The following is a 20,857-nucleotide window of genomic DNA, read 5'->3' on the forward strand; positions in this document are numbered from 1 at the left end:
CCTTCCCTCCCTTCACCGTGCCGGGACCGCGCGATCGCGCGGCTCGGCGGCTACCTTCGCGGACATCGACATGGCCATCGTACTGAACGACACCCAGGACATGCTGCGCGACAGCGCGCTGACCTTCCTGCGCGAGAACGCACCGATCGCGGCGCTGCGCGCGATGCGCGACAGCGGCGACCCGACCGGCTTCTCGCGCGAGCTGTGGCAACGCTTCGCCGATCTCGGCCTCGCCGGCGTGCTCGTGCCGGAGGCGTACGGCGGCAGCGGGCTCGGCGTGGTGGAAGCGGGCGTCATCATGGAGGCGATCGGCCGCACGCTGGCGCCGTCGCCCTTCCTCTCCACCTCGGTGCTCGGCGCCTCGCTGCTGACCCACTTCGGCACCGACGCACAACGCGACGCGCTGCTGCCCGCGATCGCGGCCGGCCGGCACCTGACCGCACTGGCGCTGGACGAGGCCGGCAAGCATCGGCCGTTCCGCCTGTCCACCCGCGCGACGCCCGATGCCGGCGGCTATCGGCTCGACGGCAGCAAGCAGCTGGTCGTCGACGGCCACGTGGCGGACACGCTAATCGTGGCGGCGCGCACCGCCGATCCCCAGGCGGGACAGAGCGAGGACACGCACGGCATCACGCTGCTGCTGGTACCCCGCACCAGTGCTGGCGTGCGAATCGAACGGGTGGTATTGGCCGACGCCACGCAGGCCGCGCGCATCGTCTTCGAAGGGGTGCAGGTGCCCGCCGATGCGGTACTCGGCGACGTCGATGGCGGTGGTGCGATCCTCGAGCGCGCGCTCGACATCGGCCGCGCGGTGCTGTCGTCCGAGCTGCTGGGCATCGCGGACGAGGCCTTCGCCCGCACGCTGGCCTATCTGAAGGAGCGCCGACAGTTCGGCAAGATCATCGGCGAATTCCAGGCGCTGCAGCATCGCGCCGCCCATCTGTTCACCGAACTCGAGCTGACGCGCGCCATCGTGCTGCGCTGCCAGCAACGGCTGGACGAGTCGGTGCCGGACGGCCCCGAGGCGCTGGTATCGGCCGCCAAGGCCAAGGCGGGCGAGACCGCGACGCTCGCGGTGCAGGAAGGCGTGCAGATGCACGGCGGCATCGGCATGACCGACGAGTTCGAAATCGGCTTCTTCATGAAGCGGGCGCGCACCGCGCAGGAGTGGCTGGGCGACGCCAACTTCCACGCCGATCGCTGGGCACGGCTGCGCGGCTACTAGCCGGTACCGGGGAGACAGCTTGGGCCGCACGGCGGCCCGCCCCCGGGAAATTCACTAGACCAAGGGGCGTGCCTTCGGGTTGTCATCGCTTCGAACGATGAGTATGCTGGGATCGCGATCGGCGCAAGGCTGATCGCTGCATTGCCCCGCACAAAAACTGCATTCCGCGTGCCGAAATACCGCCACAGGCAATGACCTGTAGGCGGAAACAGGAGACAGCATGGCCGGAGCATCAGCAGAAATCGTGTTGCCGGTATCCCCGCCGGCATTGGCGCGCGCGGTCAGCCGCGCCGCCCGCCATGCGAGGCGCCCATGAGCGCCTACTTGATGCGCCGGCTGCTGGCGCTGCTGCCCACGCTGCTGTTCGCCAGCATCATCGTGTTCTCGATCGTGCGGCTGGTGCCGGGCGACGTGGTCGACCTGATGCTGAGCCAGAACGACATCAGTGCCGATGTGCGCAGCCGCGAGGAACTGATGCAGCTGCTCGGCCTCGATCGGCCGATGTGGCAGCAATACCTGCACTGGGTCGGCAACATCGTGCTGCACGGCGACCTTGGCGTGTCGCTGTGGCAGGGCGAGCCGGTGCTGAAGATGGTAATGGCGCGCATCCCGGTGACGCTGTCGCTCGGCGTCATCGCGCTGGTGGTGGCGCTGTCGGTGGCGCTGCCGATCGGGGTGCTGTCGGCGATCCGGCAGGACAGCGCAGCCGACTACGTGGCGCGCTCGTTCTCGATCCTGATGCTGGCGGTGCCGAGCTTCTGGCTGGGCACGATGGTGATGGTCTTTCCGTCGGTCTGGTGGGGATGGTCGCCGGAGGTCCGCTACGTGCCGTTCCGCGAGAACCCGCTGCAGCACCTGCAGCAGATGCTGGTGCCGGCGATCGTGCTCGGCATGGCGCTGTCGGCGATCACGATGCGGATGACGCGCACGATGATGCTCGAGGTGCTGCGCCAGGACTATATCCGTACCGCCTGGGCCAAGGGACTGAACGAGCGGATGGTGATCCTGCGGCATGCACTGCGCAATGCGCTGATCCCGGTGGTCACGCTGGTGGGCCTGCAGGCGCCGCTGTTGATCGGCGGCGCGGTGATCATCGAGCAGATCTTCGCGCTGCCCGGCATGGGCCTGCTGCTGCTCGACGCGGTGCATCAGCGCGACTATCCGGTGATCACCGGTGTGTTCCTGGTGGTCGGCGTCGCGGTGATGCTGATCAATCTGCTGGTGGACCTGAGCTACGGATTGTTCGATCCGAAAGTGAGGCATCGCTGATGGCACGTTCCGTGACTCCCCTGCCCTCCGTCGCACCGTCCGCTGCCGACGCGGCCGTGGCAGCGGCAACGACAACGACAACGGCGGCGACGTCGACCGCCACCCGCCACTGGCCCGGCTTCGGCCTGCTGCGCCGCCTGTTCCGCGACAAGCCGCTGGGTGCGGCGGGCGCGGTGATCTGCGCGATCTTCCTGTTCTGCGGCGTCTTCGCCGACGTGCTGGCGCCCTACGGCGTCAACGAGATCAACATGTTGCATCGGCTGCAGCCGCCGTCGTGGGCGCATCCATTCGGCACCGACAATCTGGGCCGCGACATGCTGTCGCGCTGCCTGTACGGCGCGCAGCTGTCGGTAGTGATCGGGCTGTCGGCCGCGACGCTTGCCACCGCGGTCTCGGTGCTGCTCGGCATCCTGACCGGCTATCTCGGCGGCAAGTTCGACCTGGTGGTGCAGCGCTTCGTCGATGCATGGATGAGCTTTCCCGATCTGGTGATCCTGATCGTCGTGGTGTCGGTGCTCGGCCCGGGCAGTTGGCAGATCGTGGTGACGCTGGGCCTGCTGCTCGGCATCGGCGGCTCGCGCATCGTGCGCAGCGCCGTGGTGTCGGTGCGCGAGAACATGTATGTGCACGCCGCGCAGTCGATGGGCGCGTCGACGCCGCGCATCCTGTGGCGCCACATCCTGCCGAACGTGCTGCCGCCAGTGATCGTGCTGTTCACCACGCGCGTCGGCACCGCGATCCTCGCCGAGTCCGGCCTGTCCTTCCTGGGCCTGGGCGTGCCGCCGCCGGCGCCGACCTGGGGCGGCATGCTGTCCGGCGACGGCCGCACCTTCATGTTCCAGGGCCCGTGGCTCGCGCTGGCGCCCGGCGCCTGCCTGACCGTGGTGGTCTACGCGATCAACGTCTACGGCGACGCGCTGCGCGACCTGCTCGATCCGCGCATGCGGGGCAGCCGGTAGCGGCAACACGACGCATCCGACAAACCAGAAGAAACCAGACTGCCGACAAGCCTTGTCGTCCCCGCGAAGGCGGGGACCCAGTGGCTTCCAGAGACGCTGGGTTCCCGCATGCGCGGGAGCGACACGGTGGCACTGCCGGAAATCCGGAAACAGGAGACGGAGATGAAGAGCAACGACAACGCGTTCCGCCGCTCGGCAAAAGGGGGAACGGCGATCGCCGCGGCGATCGCGCTGGCCGTGACTGCCGGCAGCGCCCTCGCGCAGCCCGAGGCGCCGAAGTACGGCGGCACCGTGGAGATCGGCTCGGTCTATCCGACCATCTCGGCCCTGTCGTGGGATCTGGCCGACTGGAACTGGAAGCAGAACTACGACACCGGCCAGGTCTACGAGCAGCTGTTCGTCGCCGACCTGAGCAAGTCCAAGCGCAACGGCGGCAAGTACGCGTTCCAGGCCGATGCCTGGCTGCCGGAGGACGCGATCCGCGGCGAGCTGGCCGAGTCGTGGAAATGGACCGATCCGCTGACGCTCGAGGTCAAGCTGCGCAAGGGCGTCAAGTTCCCGGCCAAACCGGGCGTGATGGAGGAGCGCGAGCTGGTCGCCGAGGACGTGGTGTTCAGCTACGGCCGGCAGGAGGCCAGCGCCAAGAAGATCCCGACGTACTTCGATCACCTGAGCAAGGTCGAGGCGCGCGACAAGCACACGGTGCTGTTCCGCTTCAAGGAATTCAACGCCGAGTGGGACTACCGCTTCGGCTGGGGCTACTACTCGGGGATCATGCCCAAGGAGGTTGCTACTGCCGGCGCCGCCAACTGGAAGAACGTCAACGGCACCGGCCCGTTCACGCTGACCCAGTTCGTGCAGGGCAACGCCAGCACCTACACGAAGAACCCGCAGTACTGGGACAGCGAGCGCATCGGCAACAAGGACTACAAGCTGCCCTTCGTCGACAAGGTGGTGCTGCGCACGATCAAGGACGAGGCCACGCGCAACACGATGCTGCGCACCGGCAAGATCGACATCATGGAGGGACTGCGCTGGACCGCGGTCGACGAGCTCAAGCGCAGCGCCCCGCAGCTGCAGTGGTCGCGCTGGCTGTCGTACACCGGCCAGTATCTGGCGATGCGGGTCGATACCAAGCCGTTCAACGACATCCGGGTCCGGCGCGCGCTGAACATGGCGGTCAACAAGCAGGAGATCGTCAAGCAGTACTACGGCGGCAATGCGGAGCTGTTCGCCTATCCGCAGCATCCCGACTACGGCGGCTACTACGAGCCCCTGAGCGCGATGCCGGACAACGTCAAGGAGCTGTTCACCTACAACCCCGACAAGGCGCGCAAGCTGCTCGCCGAGGCCGGCTATCCGAAGGGATTTACCTTCAAGGTGCAGGTCTGCGCCTGCAGCCCGGACCATATGGAGCTGCTGCCGCTGATCGCCGCCTATCTCGAACAGGTAGGCGTGCGCATCCAGATCCAGCCGATGGAGTACGGCGCCTTCCTGTCGGCGATGACGACCAAGACCAATGCGCCCGGCTACATGATGAACAACGGCCATACCAATCCGACCACGACGATCCGCAAGAGCTTCGTCAGCGGCCAGGTGTGGAACGCCTCGCAATGGAACGACCCGAAGTTCGACAAGAAGGTCGAGGAGGCCTTCGAGCTGCGAGACGTCGGCAAGCGGCAGGAGGCGCTGCGCGCGCTGACGCGCGAGATCGTCGCGCAGGCCCCGTATATCTGGCTGCCGACGCAGTACGTCTATACGGCCTGGTGGCCGTGGGTCAAGAACTACGGCGGCGAGCTGCGCGCCGGCGCGGTGCGGCCCGGACCGATCTACGCGCGGGTGTGGATCGATCAGGAGATGAAGAAAAAGATGGGCTTCTGACGGCCCGATGATTGTCGCCCCCGCGCAGGCGGGGGCCCAGCGGCTTGATGGACTCATGGAAGTCACTGGGTCCCCGCATTCGCGGGGACGACGGGGACAGAGGAGCAGAACATCCCTGTCGCCCCCGCGCAGGCGGGGGCCCAGCGGCTTGATGGACTCATGGAAGTCACTGGGTCCCCGCATTCGCGGGGACGACGGGAACAGAGGAGCAGATCATCCCTGTCGCCCCCGCGAAAGCGGGGGCCCAGCGGCTTGATGAGCTCGTTGAAGTCACTGGGTCCCCGCATTCGCGGGGACGACGGAGTTGCGAAACGTTCCTGTGGCCTCAAGCAGACGGGAACGACGTGGATGCCATACCAGGAGGAAGCCAATGACGCAGCCGATCCTGCAGGTCCGCAATCTGACCACCCGCTTTCGTACCGATCGCGGCGTGGTGACCGCGGTCGATCAGGTCTCCTTCGACGTGGCGCCCGGCGAGACGCTCGCCATCGTCGGCGAATCGGGTTCCGGCAAGAGCGTGACCGCGCTGTCGATCCTCGGCCTGATTCCGCGCCCGCCCGGTTCGATCGATGGCGGCGAGATCCTGTTCGACGGCCAGGACCTGCTCAAGCTCGATGCCGACGCGATGCGCGCGATCCGCGGCAATCGCATCGCGATGATCTTCCAGGAGCCGATGTCGTCGATGAACCCGGCGCTGACGATCGGCAAGCAGATCGCCGAGCCGATCCAGCTGCATCAGAAGCTGCCGTGGAAGACCGCGCTGGGCATGGCCGCCGAGCTGCTCGGCCAGGTGCAGATTCCCGAGCCGGCCAGCCGCCTGAACGCCTATCCGCATCAGTTCTCCGGCGGCATGCGGCAGCGCGCGATGATCGCGATGGCTCTGGCCTGCAAGCCGCAGCTGATCATCGCCGACGAGCCGACCACCGCGCTCGACGTCACGGTACAGGCGCAGATCCTCGATCTGCTGAAGGATCTGGCGCAGCGGCTGGGCACCGCGCTGATCCTGATCACGCATGACCTCGGCGTGGTGGCGCGCTACGCCGATCGCGTCGCGGTGATGTATGGCGGCCGCCTGGTCGAGATGGCCTCGGCCGACGAGCTGTACCGCGACCCGCGCCATCCCTACACGCGCGGGCTGATGGCCTGCGTGCCGCGGCTCGATGGCGACACCAGCCAGGCGCTGGTGCCGATCGAGGGCCAGCCGCCGGACCTGACCGCGCTCGGTCCCGGCTGCGCCTTTCAACCGCGCTGCGCGCTGGCCCAGGCGCAATGCCGCGTCACGCGCCCGATGCTGAAGACCACCGCCGATGGCCGCGGGCTTCCGATTCATCTGAATGCCTGCCATCTGCAGGAGACGCCATGACCGCCACCGCCGCGCTCGATACGCCCGCCATCAACGATGCCGCCTTCGCTGCCGATGGCATGCCGCTGGCCGTGCCAACCCCGGCGCCCCGCCCTCGCACCATCGGCCGCGAGATCCTGCGGGTGCAAGACCTGAAGGTGCATTTCCCCGTCATGCGCGGCGTGGTGCTCAAGCGCCAGGTCGGCTCGGTCAAGGCGGTCGACGGCGTGTCGTTCACGCTGCGACAGGGCGAGACCTTGGGCCTGGTCGGCGAGAGCGGCTGCGGCAAGTCGACCACCGGACTGGCGATCCTGAAGATGCTGGCGGCCAGCGGCGGACGCATCGACTACGACGGCACCGATCTCGCGCAGATGACGCGCGCCCAGGAGAAGCACTTCCGCCGCAGCGTGCAGATGGTCTACCAGGATCCGTTCGGTTCGTTGAACCCTCGCATGAAGGTGCGCGATATCGTGGCCGAGCCGCTGGAGATCCATGGCATGGCCGGCGATCGCGCGGCCACGCGGGCGCGTGTGGGCGAGCTGCTGGAGATGGTGGGACTGCTGCCCTATATGGCGGACCGCTATCCGCACGAGTTCTCCGGTGGGCAGCGCCAGCGCATCGGCATCGCGCGTGCGCTGGCCCTCAAGCCCGGCGTGATCGTCTGCGACGAACCGGTATCGGCGCTGGACGTCTCGATCCAGGCGCAGGTGGTCAACGTCTTCATGGACCTGCAGCGGCGGCTCGGGCTGTCGTATCTGTTCATCGCGCACGATCTGGCCGTGGTACGCCATATCAGCGACCGCATCGCGGTGATGTACCTGGGCCGCATCGTCGAGATCGCCGATCGGGATGCGCTCTATGCGCAGCCGCGCCATCCGTACACGCAGGCGCTGCTGTCGGCGGTGCCGGTGGCGAACGTCGAGGCCGAGCGCCAGCGCAAGCGGATCGTGCTGCGCGGCGAGGTCCCCAGCCCGATGCATCCGCCATCGGGCTGCCGCTTCCATACGCGTTGCCCGGTGGCGATGGAGCGCTGCAAGTCACAGGAGCCGGCGCTGCGCGACAGCGGCGACGGGCAGATGGTGGCCTGCCATCTTTACGAATAAGCGGTACGAATCAGCGGGTACGAATCAGCGATACGAGCGGCAGTACGACTGGACGGTACTGCCGTGCCGACCACGCCGAACGCCGCTACGCCGGCGACAGGATCCCCATCAGCAGCGGCCGCACGAACAGATCGGCCGCGTTGTCCGACGAGGCATCGCGCACCCAGCGGCGCAGCTCGACCGCGGCGTTGATCATGCCGTTGATCTGCAGCGCCGCGATCGATTGGTCGAGCGGCCGGATCGAGCCGTCCTGCATGCCCTGCACCAGGAATCGCACGAAGCGCGCCGACAGCCGGTTCATCGTCAGCATCTTTTCCTTGCGCATTTCCTCGGGCAAGGCGCCATAGATCGTCAGCCGCAGCAGCGGTCCCTGGCTGGAGAACTGGTAGTGGACCAGCGCGCGCGTGACCGCGCACAGCTTGTCCCAGCCGGTACCGGGCCCGTTCTCGACCAGCGTCTGCGTGCTGCGTATCACGTCGAACATCCGGTCGAAGCAGGCGGCGATCAGGTCGTCCTTGTTTTCGTTGTGGTGATAGAACGAACCCTTGGTCAGATTGAGCCGGGCCGAGATTCGGTCGGCAGAGGCGCCGCGATAGCCTTGCTCGTTCAGCAGGTCGGTGGCGGCACGCAGGAAGGCCTGCTGCGTGGTCTCCGGCTGGTCGAGGCAAGGTAGTAGCGCGGCCGTATCGACCGCCTCCTTCCAGCGCGCCGCGCGCGAGCCGATGCCATGCAGCAGCAGGTCGATCACCGACTCGGCGACCTTCGGATAGTCCTCGGGCTCGTAGCGCTCGATCCAGACCATCGCGCCCGTTGCCAGCGACAACAGCAGGTGGGCGCGCGCGCTCAGCACGCTGCGCTCGGCGGCGTCGACCGGCGTGCGCTCGCGCAGCAGCTGGCGGATGCGGCGGAACATGTCGTTGTACGCGCTGAACGCGACCTCGGCATGGCTGTCGGGCAGCGTGCGAATCTCGCGAAAGCTCATCAGCTCCGGACGCTCGCCGGTGGCCGTCAGCGCGAGCCGCGCGAAGAACAGCCGGATGAATGCCGCGACCCGCTCGCCAGGGGTGGCCTGCGCGCTGGCCTGCGCCGCGATGCCGACCATCTCGTCGATGGTCCGCAGCAGGCAGGCGACCACCAGGTCTTCCTTCTTGCGGTAGTAGTAGGTGATGCTGTTGGTGCTCAGGCCGACGTCCTGCGCAACGTCCGACAGCGTGGTGCCGCGCACGCCCTTGCGATTGAAGCGCATCGCGGCCGCATCGAGAATGGTCTCGCGCTTCTCGACATAGCGGCGCGTCGGGCGGGCTTCGACAGGGTCCTTGAGCATGGAGGAGTGCGTGGGCGGTCGATCGGTCGGCGGATTATAGCGGGCGGGCAGTGGGCTCATGGGGCGATGAAGACCACCCCCTCTCCCCGGCCCTCTCCCCCTGAGGGGGAGAGGGTGAACACAGTGCGCAAGCCATCGTGGTACCGGCGGTTTACTCGCCTCTCCCGCTCGCGGGGCAGGGGGCTGGGGGAGAGGAAGAATACCGTTCGGGAGCGGGTGTGAGACCGTCGGTTTTCTCCCCTCTCCCGCTTGCGGGAGAGGGGCCGGGGGAGAGGGCAACCGCGCTCCCCACACGACAGCGCTCAATCGAGCGCCCTGCCCCCACGAAACCCATCGCGCAACTCGCGCTTGAGCACCTTGCCGATCGCGCTGCGCGGCAGCTGCGCGCACAGTTCCAGCGCGGCGAGACGCTGCGTCTTGCCGACCTGCGCGTTGACCCATTCGCGCAGCGCCTCGGCTTCGACGGCCGCACCTTCGCGCAACACCGCGAAGGCCACCGGCGTCTCGCCCCAGCTTTGCGACGGCACGCCGACCACCGCGCACTCGACCACGTCGGCATGCTGCTGCAGTACCGCTTCAAGGTCGCTCGGATAGATATTGAAGCCGCCGCTGATGATCATGTCCTTCTTGCGGTCCATCAGCGTCAGGAAACCGTCCTCGTCGAAGCGGCCGACGTCGCCCGTCCGGATGAAGCGCTTGCCGGTCGCGTCGTACCACTCCGCGGCGGCCGTCTTGTCGGGCTGCTTGTGATAGCCAGCCATGATGGTGTTCGAATGCCCCACGACCTCGCCGATCTGGCCCACCGGCACCTCGTTGCCGTCGTCGTCGATCAGCCGGATGTCGTGCCCTTCCATCGGCTTGCCGACCGTATGCAGCTTGTCCGGGAATTCGTGCGCGGCCAGCACGCAGCTGCCGCCGCCTTCGGTCATGCCGTAGTACTCGACCAATCCGCCCGGCCAGCGGCGCAGGATATCCGCCTTCAGCGCCGCGGACAGCGGCGCGCTGGTCGAGAACTTCATCCGGAACGACGACAGGTCGTAGCGATCGAAATCGTCGCGCGCCAGCAGCCGCTGGTATTGCACCGGCACCAGCATCGCATGCGTGACGCGGTGCCGCTGGGCGAGCTCGAGATAGCGCTGCGCATCGAATTTCGGCATCAGCACCACGGTGCCGCCGAGCGCCAGCGTCGGGATGAAGCTGACCAGCGTGGTGTTCGAATACAGCGGCGTGGCGATCAGCGTCACCGCATCGGGTCCGTAGCCACCAGTCTCGTTGACGCGGCGGATCTGGTTCCAGCGCAGCGCGTGGTCGTGCACGATGCCCTTGGGCGCGCCCGTGGTGCCGGACGAATAGATGATGTTGAAGACCTGGCCGTCTCGCAGCGGCGTCTCGCGCGGCCGGCTGCCGGCCGGCGCCAGCCAGTCGGCGAAGGCCCTGCCGGTCTGCGCGTCCCCCAGCCCGATCCGCGGCACCGTGGCCCCGATGCCTGCGCCCTGCAATGCGCCAAGCACCGGGGCGTCGACGAACAGCAGCTTCGCATCGGAGTCGGCGATCATGCCGGCCAGCGCCTGCGGCGTCGATGATGGCGCCAGCGGCGCGATGGCCACGCCCGCGCGCAGCCCGCCGAGGAACACCGCCGCGTACTCGCTCGACGCGGCCGCGCAGATCGCCAGCGCATCGCCCGGCTGCAAGCCATCGCGCTGCAACGCCGCCGCGACGCGGTCGACCAGCGCGTCGAACTCGCGATACGACAGGCTGGCGCAGTCGTCGATGACGGCGGGATGCTCGGGGCGGGTGTTGGCGTGGGCGCGGACGCAGTCGGCGAGATTGCCGAGCGGCTGGTCCAGCAGGGCTTCGATTGGCATGGGCGCAAGGTCTCCTTGATCGTGGACCGGCCAGGCAGATTTGCCGTCGCGCCGAACGCGGCCGACCCTCTTTTCTAAATCGCTGCCGGTCATTGTAAGCGCTACGCTATTGCGCTGCAGCTATCGCTTCCACGGAGTATCGCGACCATACCGAAACAACGAATCAGACAAGCCGTGACGCTCCGGGAGGCGCGCGCGAGCGCCTGTTACCGCGCACCGATCGCGACGAGGTTCAGCGCCGCCAACGGCCCGCCGGGAAACTGGTGTTGGCGTCCGCCGGTGTCGAGCGAACCGAGATCGATGCCGAGAAAGCCCAGCCGCGCGATCAGCGTGGCTGCCTCTGCCTTGGCGCCGGCATCGTCGCCCGACAGGAACAGCACGCGGCGACCACCGTCGGCCTGCGGATCGCCCGACACCAGTGCGGGCTGCAGGTGATTGAACGCCTTGACGACGCGCGCGCCGGGCACAAGGCCGGCAAACACCGCGCTCGACGACATGCCATGCAGGTCGACGGGGCGAAACAGCGGCGCTTCGATCGGATTGTTGGCATCGATCACAATGCGGCCGCCGAAATCGGGCAGTCCCGCCAGTGCCGCCGGCAGCTTCGACCAATTGACGGCAACCAGCACGATGTCCTGCGCCGCGGCCTGCTCGCGCGTGCCAGCGCGAATCGATGGGCCCATCGCCCGTACGGCGTCCTGCAGCGTGTCCGGGCCCCGGCTGTTTGCGATCACCGCTTCGATGCCGTGGCGGGCCAGCGCCTTCGCAAACGCGGTGCCGATCGCGCCGGCACCGATGATGCCGATGGTCTTGCCGATGTCGTTATGCATGACTGTCTCTGGCTCAGGCCGTGAAGCCGCCGTCCGCGACGATGTCGGCACCGGTCACGAAAGCTGCGTCGGGCCCCGCGAGGAAGGCGACCACGCCGGCGATCTCCCGCGGCTGCCCGTATCGGCCCAGCGCAATGCCGGGGCCGACGATCTCGCTGACCGGGCCGCCATCGGGATTCATGTCGGTATCGGTCGGGCCGGGATGGACCGTATTGACGGTGATGCCCTTCGGGCCGAGGTCGCGTACCAGGCTGCGGTTGAAGCCGGCAATGGCGCCCTTGGTCAAGGTATAGAGCGACGCGGTCGGAAAGGCTGCGTACCGCGTCATCGACGAGCCGATATGGATCACGCGCCCACCGGGCTTCATCTGCCGTACGGCTTCCTGGGTGGCGACGAACACGCCGGTCACGTTGACCGCGATCATCCGTTCATAGGTCTCGAAGGGGATGTCTTCGATGGCGCCGCCCAGGCCCAGGCCGGCGTTGTTGACGAGGATGTCGATGCCGCCGAAGGCTTCGACCGTCCCGGCAACCGCCCGGCGCACGGCGGAAGGGTCGCCCGCGTCGGCGGCAATGGCGATGGCGCGGCCTCCGGCCGCCACGATGTCATCCACGACAGCGGCGGCCTTGTCAGGGGATGCACTATAGGTCAGCGCGACGGCTGCGCCGTCGGCGGCGAGCCGGCGAGCGATGGCGGCGCCGATCGAGCGCGAGCCGCCGGTCACGAGGGCCGTCTTGCCGGCCAGGGGAAGAATCTGTTGCGTCATGGCTGTTTCTCCGTTGGTCAAGAAGGTGTGAACGGAGTATGGGCGGCCGATTGCCCGATGATTAGCCATCAATGACTGGAATAATTTTCAAGTGTTCATATAAGATGAGCGGCATGGAGACCCTGGCCAACCTCGAATCGTTCGTCCGCAGCGCGGAAACGGGCAGCTTTTCTGCTGCCGGCCGACGCCTGGCGCTGACACCGGCCGCGGTCAGCCGCAATGTGGCCATGCTGGAGCGCAATCTGGGCGTCAGGCTGTTCCAGCGCTCGACGCGCAAGCTGACCTTGACGGAGGCGGGCGAGCGCTTCCTCGCGGCCATCGGGGGCAATCTCGAGGCGCTGCAGGCGGCGATTGCCACCGCCTCCAGCGATCGAGGCGAACCCGCCGGCGTGCTCAAGCTGAGCCTGGCGCCTTCCTTTGGCGTGATGTGGGTAATGCCGCTGTTGCCCGAATTTCTTGCCCGCTATCCCGCAATCCGGCCCGAATGGCACTTCGAGAATCGTGCGGTCGACCTGATTGCCGAAGGGTTCGACGCCGCCATCGGCGGAGGCTTCGAACTGGCGGCGGGGATGGTGTCCCGCACGCTGGCGCCCGCGCATGTGATCGCGGTCGCATCGCCGGCGTACTTGCGGGGGCGCACGTTGCCGACCCATCCATCGATGCTGCAATCGCTGGATGGCATCGCCATGCGATCGGGACATACCGGGCGTACCCGCCAGTGGGTCATGCGCGACGCCGCCGGCGACGAACAGGCAATCGCCATGCAGGAGCGCATCGTCCTCAACGATCCGGCCGCGATGCGCGAAGCCGCGTTGCAAGGACTTGGCGTGACGCTGCTGGCAGTGCCCGATGTGCTGCCGTGGCTGGAGCGCGGCGAACTGGTCCGCGTCCTGCCACAGTGGTACGCCGATGCGGGGGCGATCTCGCTGTACTACCCGACGCGCACGCTGCTGCCGGCCAAGACGCGTGTGTTTGTCGACTACGTGGTGGAGGTCTTTCGCCGCGAGCGGTTGGCGGAGCGGTTTGCTGGCAGCCTCGGCGGCCTGCGCCACGAAGGCCGGGCAAAACCGCCGCGCAGCCTTACTTGATCCGCTGCTTCTCGAGCTTGCGCGCCAGCGTGCGGCGATGCATGCCGAGCCGGCGCGCGGCTTCGGAGATATTGAAGCCGGTCGCGGCCAGCGTCTCGTGGATGTGCTCCCACTCGAGCGTCTTGATCGAGGTGGGGCGGCCGGTGACCTCGACGTCCACGTCGCCGGTGGCGCGCTCGAAGGCGGCCTCGATGTCGTCGGTGGTCGAAGGCTTGGCCAGATAGTGGCAGGCGCCGAGCTTGACCGCCTCGACCGCGGTAGCGATGCTCGCGTAGCCGGTCAGCACGACGATCAGCATGTCGGCATCGTGCGCGTGCAGCGCCTGCACGCAGGCCAGGCCCGAGGCCTCGCCCTTCAACTTCAGGTCCACCACCGCATAGCCCGGCGAATGTTCCTTCAGCAGTTCGTTCATCCCTTCGAGGCTGGTCGCATGCAGGACCTGATAGCCGCGCCTCTCGAACGAGCGGCGCAGCGTGCGGGCGAAGGCGGCGTCGTCCTCGACGATCATCAGCACGCGGCCGGCTTCGGGATCGGCCTGGGGCTGTGGGTCGGCCACCGCGGGGTCGCGCTCGGGATCATTGGGCAGCATCTTCGGCCTCCTCTTCCAGCGTGATTGCCGCCAGCGGCAGCTTCATCGTCACCATCGCGCCGCCCTGCGGACGGTTGTGCGCGGCGACGCTGCCGCCCAGCGTGCGGGCGACATTGACGACCAGGAACAGCCCCAGTCCGCCGCCCGGCCGGCCCTTGCTCGACTGGTACGGCTTGCCCAGGCGCTCGAGCATCTGCGGCGCGAAACCGGGGCCCTCGTCGAGCACGGACAGCACCAGCGTATCATCCTCGCGCCGCACGTCGAAGCCGACCCAGCGCGGCGAGGCCTCCAGCGCGTTGTCGAGCACGTTGCAGACCATCTGCTTGATGGCCGAGTCCGACAGGATCGGCAGGTCCTGGCCGAAGCGGTAGTCGTAGGAAAACTCGGCGACCGGCCGGGTCGCGCGCCATTCGGCGACCAGATCGTCGACGAAGCGTCGTACCGTGGTTTCGGTCAGCGCTTCGCCGCGCGCCTCGCCCGCAGACAGCAGGATGCCGCTGACGATCGACTTGCAGCGCTGCACCTGCGTCTGCATCTCGCCGAGTTCCTGCAGCAGTTCCGGGTCCTTCGAGAACGGCTCCATGCGGCGCCAGTCGGACAGGATCACCGCCAGCGTGGCCAGCGGCGTGCCCAGTTCATGCGCGGCGCCCGAGGCCAGCAGGCCCATGCGGACGATGTGTTCTTCCTCGGCGGCGCGCTGGCGCAGATCGGCCAGATGCTCGTCGCGGGCGCGCAGATTGCGCATGATCCGCGTGATGAAGACCACCAGCAGCGCGGCGTTCAGCACGAAGCAGATCAGCATGCCCTGGATATAGAGGCTGCCGAGCCCCTGCTCGTGGTCCGGCGGCAGCGCCAGCGGCTTGCCGACCAGCGCCAGGCCGGCGAAGCACGAGGCGGTGACCACCACGATGACCCATATCGACCACGCCTGCAGCAACACCGCGCCGAGGATCACCTGTAGCAGATAGAGAAAGACAAAGGGGTTGGAGGCCCCGCCGCTCAGGTACAGCAGCGCGGTCAGCGTGCCGATATCGACCAGCAGCGAGACGAACAGCTGGGTCTGCGAGACCTCGGCGACGACGAAGCGCAGCCGCAGCAGGCTCAGCGCGTTGAAGGCAATCAGGCCCAGCAGCACCGCCAGCATCTGGTTGACCGGCAGCGGCACGTCGAGGCCAAAATGCACGACGCTGATGGTGGCGACCTGCCCCAGCACCGCAATCCAGCGCAGCTCGATCAGCTGCTCCATGTTCTTGCGGGCGGTGGCGTCGAGCGCGCGCTCGCCGCGGCGCGCCGGGGCCGGCGCACTGTTGGGCGCCGCCAGCGTGGCGCCGGCAGGTTTGGGCGGGGAATCGGTGGAAAGAGGCATCGTCAGGGTCGAAGCAGGATGGCGCCGGCGTTTGCCACGTGCCGCAGCGTACCGCCGCGGCGCCGCGGGTCAGTGCATGCCGTGCGAACCGGCATGCCCCGCATTGTCCCTCAATGGCCCCGGCGCAGCCGGAGTTCGTCGCGGCCGACGTACCAGGCGGCGCCCAGCACCATCAGCGCCAGCCCGTACCAGGTCAGCGCATAGACCAGATGGCTGTTGTGGAAGGTCACCACGGTCAGCCCGCCAACCGGCCAGCGGCGCGGCGCGCCCGGCGCACCGGGCGCCTGCTGCGCATCGGCATCGCCATCGGCATCGATGAAATAAGGCGCGACCCGTTCCAGTCCACGTGCGGCGGCAATCGCCTGCACGTCGCGGGAATACCAGAGGTCGGCGCCCGGATCGTTGCTGCGCAGGAAGCCGCCGCCGGTCTGGGTGATCCGCAGCAGGCCGGTGACCGTGGTCTCCCCGCTCGGCTCGTTGTCGGCGCGGCTCTCGCGTGCGCGGAATTCCTGCGGCACGAAGCCGCGATTGATCAGCACCACGGTGCCGTCGCGCATCCGCATCGGCGTCATCACCCAGAAACCGCCGCCCAGCGCGGTGGTCGCCTGCACCAGCGTCTCCCGGTCGTGCAGGAAGGTGCCGGTCACGCGCACATGCCGGTATTCGTCGGCCGCGGCGCTGACCAGGGGCCAGCGCTCGGGCGCCGGCGCGTCGACCGGCGGCGCATGGACGCGCGCCTCGACGCGTTCGATCAGGTCGAGCTTCCAGGCGCGGCGTTCGACCTGCCAGGTGCCCAAGGCAAACAGCCCGGCGAAAGCCAGTACCGCCAGCAGCGCCAGCACCGCGAGGGTGGCCGGGCTGCGGGGAACGGGCTTGCGATCCGGGCTGTGTTTTACAGGTCGAGGCGAGGTCAAGGCATCGATTTCATGTCGTGCGTCATCGTCGGCATCATATTCGTGTTCATGTGATACATGACCCAAAGCGAGCCGACCAGCGTGATGACAACCAGGATGATCGTGAAGATCAGCGCCAGCATGTTCCAGCCACCTTCCGACTTGGTGTTCATGTGCAGGAAGTAGATCATGTGGACCACGATCTGCACGGCGCCAAAGCCCAGGATCACCAGCGCGGTAGTGCTCTGATTCTCGATGACCTTGCCCATCACCAGCCAGAACGGAATCGCCGTCAGGATCACCGACAGCACGAAGCCAATCACATAGCTCTTGAGGGTGCCATGCGCGGCGCCATCGTCGTGATCGTGGTGATCGTCGTGGCCATGGCCATGATCGCCGTGATGACCGTGGCCCTTGTCGGCCAGATTCGAGAACGAATAGTCTTGGGCGCTCATACCATCACTCCCATCAGATAGACGAAGGTAAACACGCCGATCCAGACCACATCCAGAAAGTGCCAGAACAGCGACAGGCACATCAGCCGGCGCTTGTTCGCCGCGATCAGGCCGTGCTTGTTCAGCTGGAACATCAGCGTGATCAGCCAGATGATGCCGAAGGTCACGTGCAGGCCGTGGGTGCCCACCAGCGTGAAGAACGACGACAGGAACGCGCTGCGCTGCGGCACCGCGCCTTCGTGGATCAGGTGCGAGAACTCGTACAGCTCGAGGCCGACGAAGGCCGCGCCCAGCAGGCCGGTGATGGCCAGCCACACCATCGTGCCCTTCAGCTTGTTGCGCTGCATCTCCAGCATCGCGAAGCCGTAGGTGATCGACGACAGCAGCAGCATCGACGTGTTCAGCGCGACCAGCGGCAGGTCGAACAGGTCGGCGCCCGACGGGCCGGCCGCATAGCTGCGGCCGAGCACGCCGTGCACGGCGAACAGGCAGGCGAAGATGAGGCAGTCGCTCATCAGGTACAGCCAGAAGCCCAGCATCGTCCCGTTCTGCGGATGATGCTCGGTCGGCAGGTAGAAGCGCAGCTCGTTGGAGCCGCCACGGACCGGCGCGCCGCTGGCGCCGGCCGGTTGGGTTGCGATGGTGTCAAGCATGTTGTGCAAGCAGGCGGGTGCGTTCTTCCTCGGTGCGGACGACGTGCTCCGCCGGGATGTAGTAATCACGCTGGTAATTGAAGGTGTGGCCGATCGCGACCGCCAGCAGGGCGACGAACGCGACGGCGGCCGGCAGCCACATGTGCCAGATCAGCGCGAAGCCCAGCACCGTCGACAGGCCGGCGAGGATGATGCCCGCACCGGTGTTCTTCGGCATGTGGATCGGCAGGAAACCCTTCTGCGGACGCTCGTAGCCGCGGTCCTTCATCTGCCACCAGGCGTCGTTGTCGTGCACCACCGGCGTGAACGCGAAGTTGTACGCAGGCGGCGGCGACGAGGTCGACCATTCCAGCGTGCGGCCATCCCACGGATCGCCGGTCACGTCGCGCAGCTGGGCACGGCGCTTGAAGCTGACCGCCAGCTGGATCACGAAGGCGGCGATGCCGATCGCGATCAGGAACGCACCGACGGCGGCGACCTGGAACCAGATCTGCAGCGACGGATCGGTGAAGTGGCTGACGCGGCGGGTCACGCCCATCAGGCCCAGCACGTACAACGGCATGAACGCGGCATAGAAACCGATCAGCCAGAACCAGAACGAGACCTTGCCCCAGAACTCGTCGAGCTTGAAGCCGAACGCCTTCGGGAACCAGTAGTTGATGCCGGCGAACAGGCCGAACAGCACGCCACCGATGATCACGTTGTGGAAGTGGGCGATCAGGAACAGGCTGTTATGCAGCACGAAGTCGGCGGGCGGCACGGCGAGCAGCACGCCGGTCATGCCACCGATCACGAAGGTGACCATGAAGCCCACGGTCCACAGCATCGGCACTTCGAAGCGGATGCGGCCGCGGTACATCGTGAACAGCCAGTTGAAGATCTTCGCCCCGGTCGGGATCGAGATGATCATCGTCGTGATGCCGAAGAACGAGTTGACGCTGGCACCCGAACCCATCGTGAAGAAGTGGTGCAGCCAGACCAGATACGACAGCACCGTGATCACGACCGTCGCGTAGACCATCGACGCATAGCCGAACAGGCGCTTGCGGCAGAAGGTCGATACCACTTCCGAGAAGATACCGAACGCCGGCAGGATCAGGATGTACACCTCGGGGTGGCCCCAGATCCAGATCAGGTTCACGTACATCATCGGGTTGCCGCCGAAGTCGTTCGTGAAGAAGTTGGTGCCGACGTAGCGGTCCAGCGACAGCAGCGCGAGCACGGCCGTCAGCACCGGGAAGGCGGCGACGATCAGCACGTTGGTGCACAGCGAGGTCCAGGTGAAGACCGGCATCTTCATCATCGTCATGCCCGGGGCGCGCATCTTGACGATGGTCACCAGCAGGTTGACGCCAGAGAGCAATGTGCCGATCCCCGCTATCTGCAAGGCCCAGATGTAGTAATCCACCCCCACGTCCGGACTCTGCAGGATGCCCGACAGCGGCGGATAGGCCAGCCAGCCGGTCTTGGCGAATTCGCCGACGAACAGCGACACCATCACCAGCACGGCGCCGGCGGTGGTCATCCAGAAGCTGAAGTTGTTCAGGAACGGGAAGGCCACGTCGCGCGCGCCGATCTGCAGCGGCACCACGTAGTTCATCAGGCCGGTGACCAGCGGCATCGCCACGAAGAAGATCATGATCACGCCGTGGGCGGTGAAGATCTGGTCGTAGTGATGCGGCGGCAGATAGCCCATGTTGTCGCCGAAGGCGATTGCCTGCTGCAGACGCATCATGATCGCGTCGGCGAAGCCGCGCAGCAGCATCACCAGGCCGAGCACCATGTACATGATGCCGATCTTCTTGTGGTCGATGCTGGTGAACCACTCATGCCACAGGTAGCCCCAGGCGCGGAAGTAGGTCAGCGCGCCGACGAGCGTCAGCCCGCCGAGCACGACCGCCGCGAAGGTGGCGATCAGGATGGGCTCGTGCAGCGGGATCGCCTCCCACGAGAGACGGCCGAAAATGAGCTTGGTGAGGTCGAAACTGTCAAGCATGCTGGTCAACGCCGGCTACAGCGCGTTGTGTAAGAGGAAGCTGGGGAAGCGTCACGGCGGCGGATTCGCCGGCCGGCGCAAAGGTGGACGCGGCCGGGCCAAAGGCACCGGAACCGTCCGGATCGGCGACCGTGCACATGCCGCCGACATAGCTGCGCACCGGCGCATCCTGCAGGCCGAGGCGCGCGCGCGTCGCGGGGTCGAGCGTGGCGACGTTGAAGGCGCCGGGCTTGCCCTGGCCGCCCTGCTCGTCGATCGCCATCATTTCGTTCATGCACATGCGGTTCGCTTCGACGCAGCGGTTCAGGATCTTGTCGTACAGACCCTTGTCGACGCTGGCGTAGTAGCGCACCGGTTCGCGTTCGCTCGGCTGCTCCAGCTTCAGGTAGTCCTCGCGGGTCAGCGTCTGGCCGCTGGCCTTGGCCTTGGCGATCCACTGCTCGAAGCCCTGCTCGTCCAGACCATGGAACTTGAAGCGCATGCCCGAGAAGCCGGCGCCGCTGTAGTTGGCCGACAGGCCCTCGTATTCGCCCGGCTGGTTGATCACCGCGTGCAGCTTGGTCTCCATGCCCGGCATCGCGTAGATCTGCCCTGCCAGTGCCGGCACGAAGAACGAGTTCATGACCGTCGAAGCGGTGATCTTGAACTGGATCGGACGGTCGACCGGCGCCGCCATTTCATTGACGGTGGCGATGCCATGCTCCGGATAGAAGAACAGCCACTTCCAGTCCAGCGCCACGACTTCCACCGTCAACGGCTTGACGTTGGTCGGCAGCGAGCGCTTGGCGTCGATCCGCTCCAGCGGCCGGTACGGGTCCAGCGCATGGGTGCTGACCCAGGTGATCGCGCCCAGCGCGATGATGATCAGCAGCGGCGCCGACCAGATCACCAGTTCCAGCACCGTGGAATGGTCCCAGTCGGGCGAGTAGGTGGCGTTCTTGTTCGAGGCCCGATACTTCCAGGCGAAGAACAGCGTCAGCGCGATCACCGGGACGATGATCAGCAGCATCAGCGCCGTGGAGATGTATATTAGGTTACGTTGCTGTACCGCAATGTCACCCGAAGGAGACAACAACACAGCATTACAACCTGTCAATAGGGTAATGGCGGGCAGCAAAATCAACCCGCGAATGGTATTAATGAGGGGCATTGCCGGCAGAGGAAATAGCGTAGCCGTCTTGGGGGAGACTGGTACTACGAATGCTTCGGGTGCGACGGGCGCAGCTGTTACAACCGAGGCGGAATGTACTCTA

The 20,857-nt window shown here is 66.8% G+C and carries 18 protein-coding genes; 7 read left to right on the plus strand and 11 right to left on the minus strand.

Annotation, left to right across the window (positions count from 1 at the left end):
- The first annotated feature begins 70 nt into the window (after positions 1 to 70).
- The 6 genes from LRR16_RS06935 (at position 71) to LRR16_RS06960 (ending at position 7,779) form a co-directional block, all read left to right on the plus strand.
- On the plus strand, positions 71 to 1,225 hold the full coding sequence (locus LRR16_RS06935; protein ID WP_232205315.1) for an acyl-CoA dehydrogenase family protein: 1,155 nt from the start codon (positions 71 to 73) through the stop codon (positions 1,223 to 1,225).
- 312 nt (positions 1,226 to 1,537) lie between these two features.
- Entirely contained in the window at positions 1,538 to 2,494 is a 957-nt protein-coding gene (locus tag LRR16_RS06940; protein ID WP_006577151.1) for an ABC transporter permease, read from the plus strand.
- Positions 2,494 to 3,453 carry an ABC transporter permease gene (locus tag LRR16_RS06945; protein ID WP_232205316.1) on the plus strand — a complete coding sequence of 320 codons (960 nt, stop codon included), beginning with the start codon at positions 2,494 to 2,496 and terminating at the stop codon, positions 3,451 to 3,453. The genes LRR16_RS06940 and LRR16_RS06945 overlap by 1 nt, the downstream gene beginning before the upstream one ends.
- A gap of 162 nt (positions 3,454 to 3,615) precedes the next feature.
- Positions 3,616 to 5,334 carry an ABC transporter substrate-binding protein gene (locus LRR16_RS06950; protein WP_232205317.1) on the plus strand — a complete coding sequence of 573 codons (1,719 nt, stop codon included), beginning with the start codon at positions 3,616 to 3,618 and terminating at the stop codon, positions 5,332 to 5,334.
- Positions 5,335 to 5,704: 370 nt separating this feature from the next.
- A complete protein-coding gene (locus LRR16_RS06955) occupies positions 5,705 to 6,697 on the plus strand; it encodes an ABC transporter ATP-binding protein (RefSeq protein WP_232205318.1) in 993 nt (330 codons plus the stop codon).
- A 59-nt stretch (positions 6,698 to 6,756) separates the two neighbouring features.
- Entirely contained in the window at positions 6,757 to 7,779 is a 1,023-nt protein-coding gene (locus LRR16_RS06960; protein ID WP_156526458.1) for an ABC transporter ATP-binding protein, read from the plus strand.
- An 85-nt stretch (positions 7,780 to 7,864) separates the two neighbouring features.
- Here the strand turns inward: LRR16_RS06960 and LRR16_RS06965 are convergent, their stop codons facing one another.
- From LRR16_RS06965 to LRR16_RS06980, 4 genes are all read right to left on the minus strand, one after another.
- The gene (locus LRR16_RS06965; RefSeq protein WP_232205319.1) at positions 7,865 to 9,103 is read right to left on the minus strand and encodes a TetR/AcrR family transcriptional regulator; all 1,239 of its coding nucleotides are present in this window, start codon (positions 9,101 to 9,103) and stop codon (positions 7,865 to 7,867) included.
- A gap of 302 nt (positions 9,104 to 9,405) precedes the next feature.
- Positions 9,406 to 10,968, minus strand: coding sequence for a class I adenylate-forming enzyme family protein (locus LRR16_RS06970; RefSeq protein WP_232205320.1), 1,563 nt, complete (start codon positions 10,966 to 10,968; stop codon positions 9,406 to 9,408).
- A 206-nt stretch (positions 10,969 to 11,174) separates the two neighbouring features.
- A complete protein-coding gene (locus tag LRR16_RS06975) occupies positions 11,175 to 11,798 on the minus strand; it encodes an NADPH-dependent F420 reductase (protein WP_232205321.1) in 624 nt (207 codons plus the stop codon).
- A 13-nt stretch (positions 11,799 to 11,811) separates the two neighbouring features.
- The gene (locus tag LRR16_RS06980; protein WP_232205322.1) at positions 11,812 to 12,564 is read right to left on the minus strand and encodes an SDR family oxidoreductase; all 753 of its coding nucleotides are present in this window, start codon (positions 12,562 to 12,564) and stop codon (positions 11,812 to 11,814) included.
- Positions 12,565 to 12,677: 113 nt separating this feature from the next.
- On the opposite strand from LRR16_RS06980, the gene LRR16_RS06985 reads away from it, so the two are divergent.
- Positions 12,678 to 13,652 carry a LysR family transcriptional regulator gene (locus LRR16_RS06985; protein ID WP_232205323.1) on the plus strand — a complete coding sequence of 325 codons (975 nt, stop codon included), beginning with the start codon at positions 12,678 to 12,680 and terminating at the stop codon, positions 13,650 to 13,652.
- On the opposite strand, the gene LRR16_RS06990 is transcribed toward LRR16_RS06985, so the two are convergent.
- The 7 genes from LRR16_RS06990 to cyoA all read right to left on the minus strand — a co-directional run bounded on the left by LRR16_RS06990 (position 13,645) and on the right by cyoA (position 20,754).
- Complete coding sequence (locus LRR16_RS06990) at positions 13,645 to 14,160, minus strand: response regulator transcription factor (RefSeq protein ID WP_043440636.1); 516 nt, start codon at positions 14,158 to 14,160, stop codon at positions 13,645 to 13,647. The two genes, LRR16_RS06985 and LRR16_RS06990, sit on opposite strands and share 8 nt — an antisense overlap.
- A 67-nt stretch (positions 14,161 to 14,227) precedes the next feature.
- Positions 14,228 to 15,607, minus strand: coding sequence for an ATP-binding protein (locus tag LRR16_RS06995; RefSeq protein ID WP_232205324.1), 1,380 nt, complete (start codon positions 15,605 to 15,607; stop codon positions 14,228 to 14,230).
- Between the two features lie 110 nt (positions 15,608 to 15,717).
- Positions 15,718 to 16,521: an SURF1 family protein gene (locus LRR16_RS07000; protein ID WP_083492714.1), complete on the minus strand. Its 804-nt coding sequence runs from the start codon at positions 16,519 to 16,521 to the stop codon at positions 15,718 to 15,720.
- Entirely contained in the window at positions 16,518 to 16,955 is a 438-nt protein-coding gene (gene cyoD, locus LRR16_RS07005; RefSeq protein WP_006577859.1) for a cytochrome o ubiquinol oxidase subunit IV, read from the minus strand. The genes LRR16_RS07000 and cyoD overlap by 4 nt, the downstream gene beginning before the upstream one ends.
- A complete protein-coding gene (gene cyoC / locus LRR16_RS07010; protein ID WP_006577860.1) occupies positions 16,952 to 17,608 on the minus strand; it encodes a cytochrome o ubiquinol oxidase subunit III in 657 nt (218 codons plus the stop codon). The genes cyoD and cyoC overlap by 4 nt, the downstream gene beginning before the upstream one ends.
- Entirely contained in the window at positions 17,601 to 19,604 is a 2,004-nt protein-coding gene (cyoB, locus tag LRR16_RS07015) for a cytochrome o ubiquinol oxidase subunit I (protein WP_232205325.1), read from the minus strand. The genes cyoC and cyoB overlap by 8 nt, the downstream gene beginning before the upstream one ends.
- A complete protein-coding gene (cyoA, locus tag LRR16_RS07020) occupies positions 19,597 to 20,754 on the minus strand; it encodes a ubiquinol oxidase subunit II (RefSeq protein ID WP_082371684.1) in 1,158 nt (385 codons plus the stop codon). The genes cyoB and cyoA overlap by 8 nt, the downstream gene beginning before the upstream one ends.
- Positions 20,755 to 20,857 lie beyond the last annotated feature (103 nt).

Source organism: Cupriavidus sp. UGS-1 (assembly GCF_021213615.1).
Lineage (GTDB): Bacteria > Pseudomonadota > Gammaproteobacteria > Burkholderiales > Burkholderiaceae > Cupriavidus.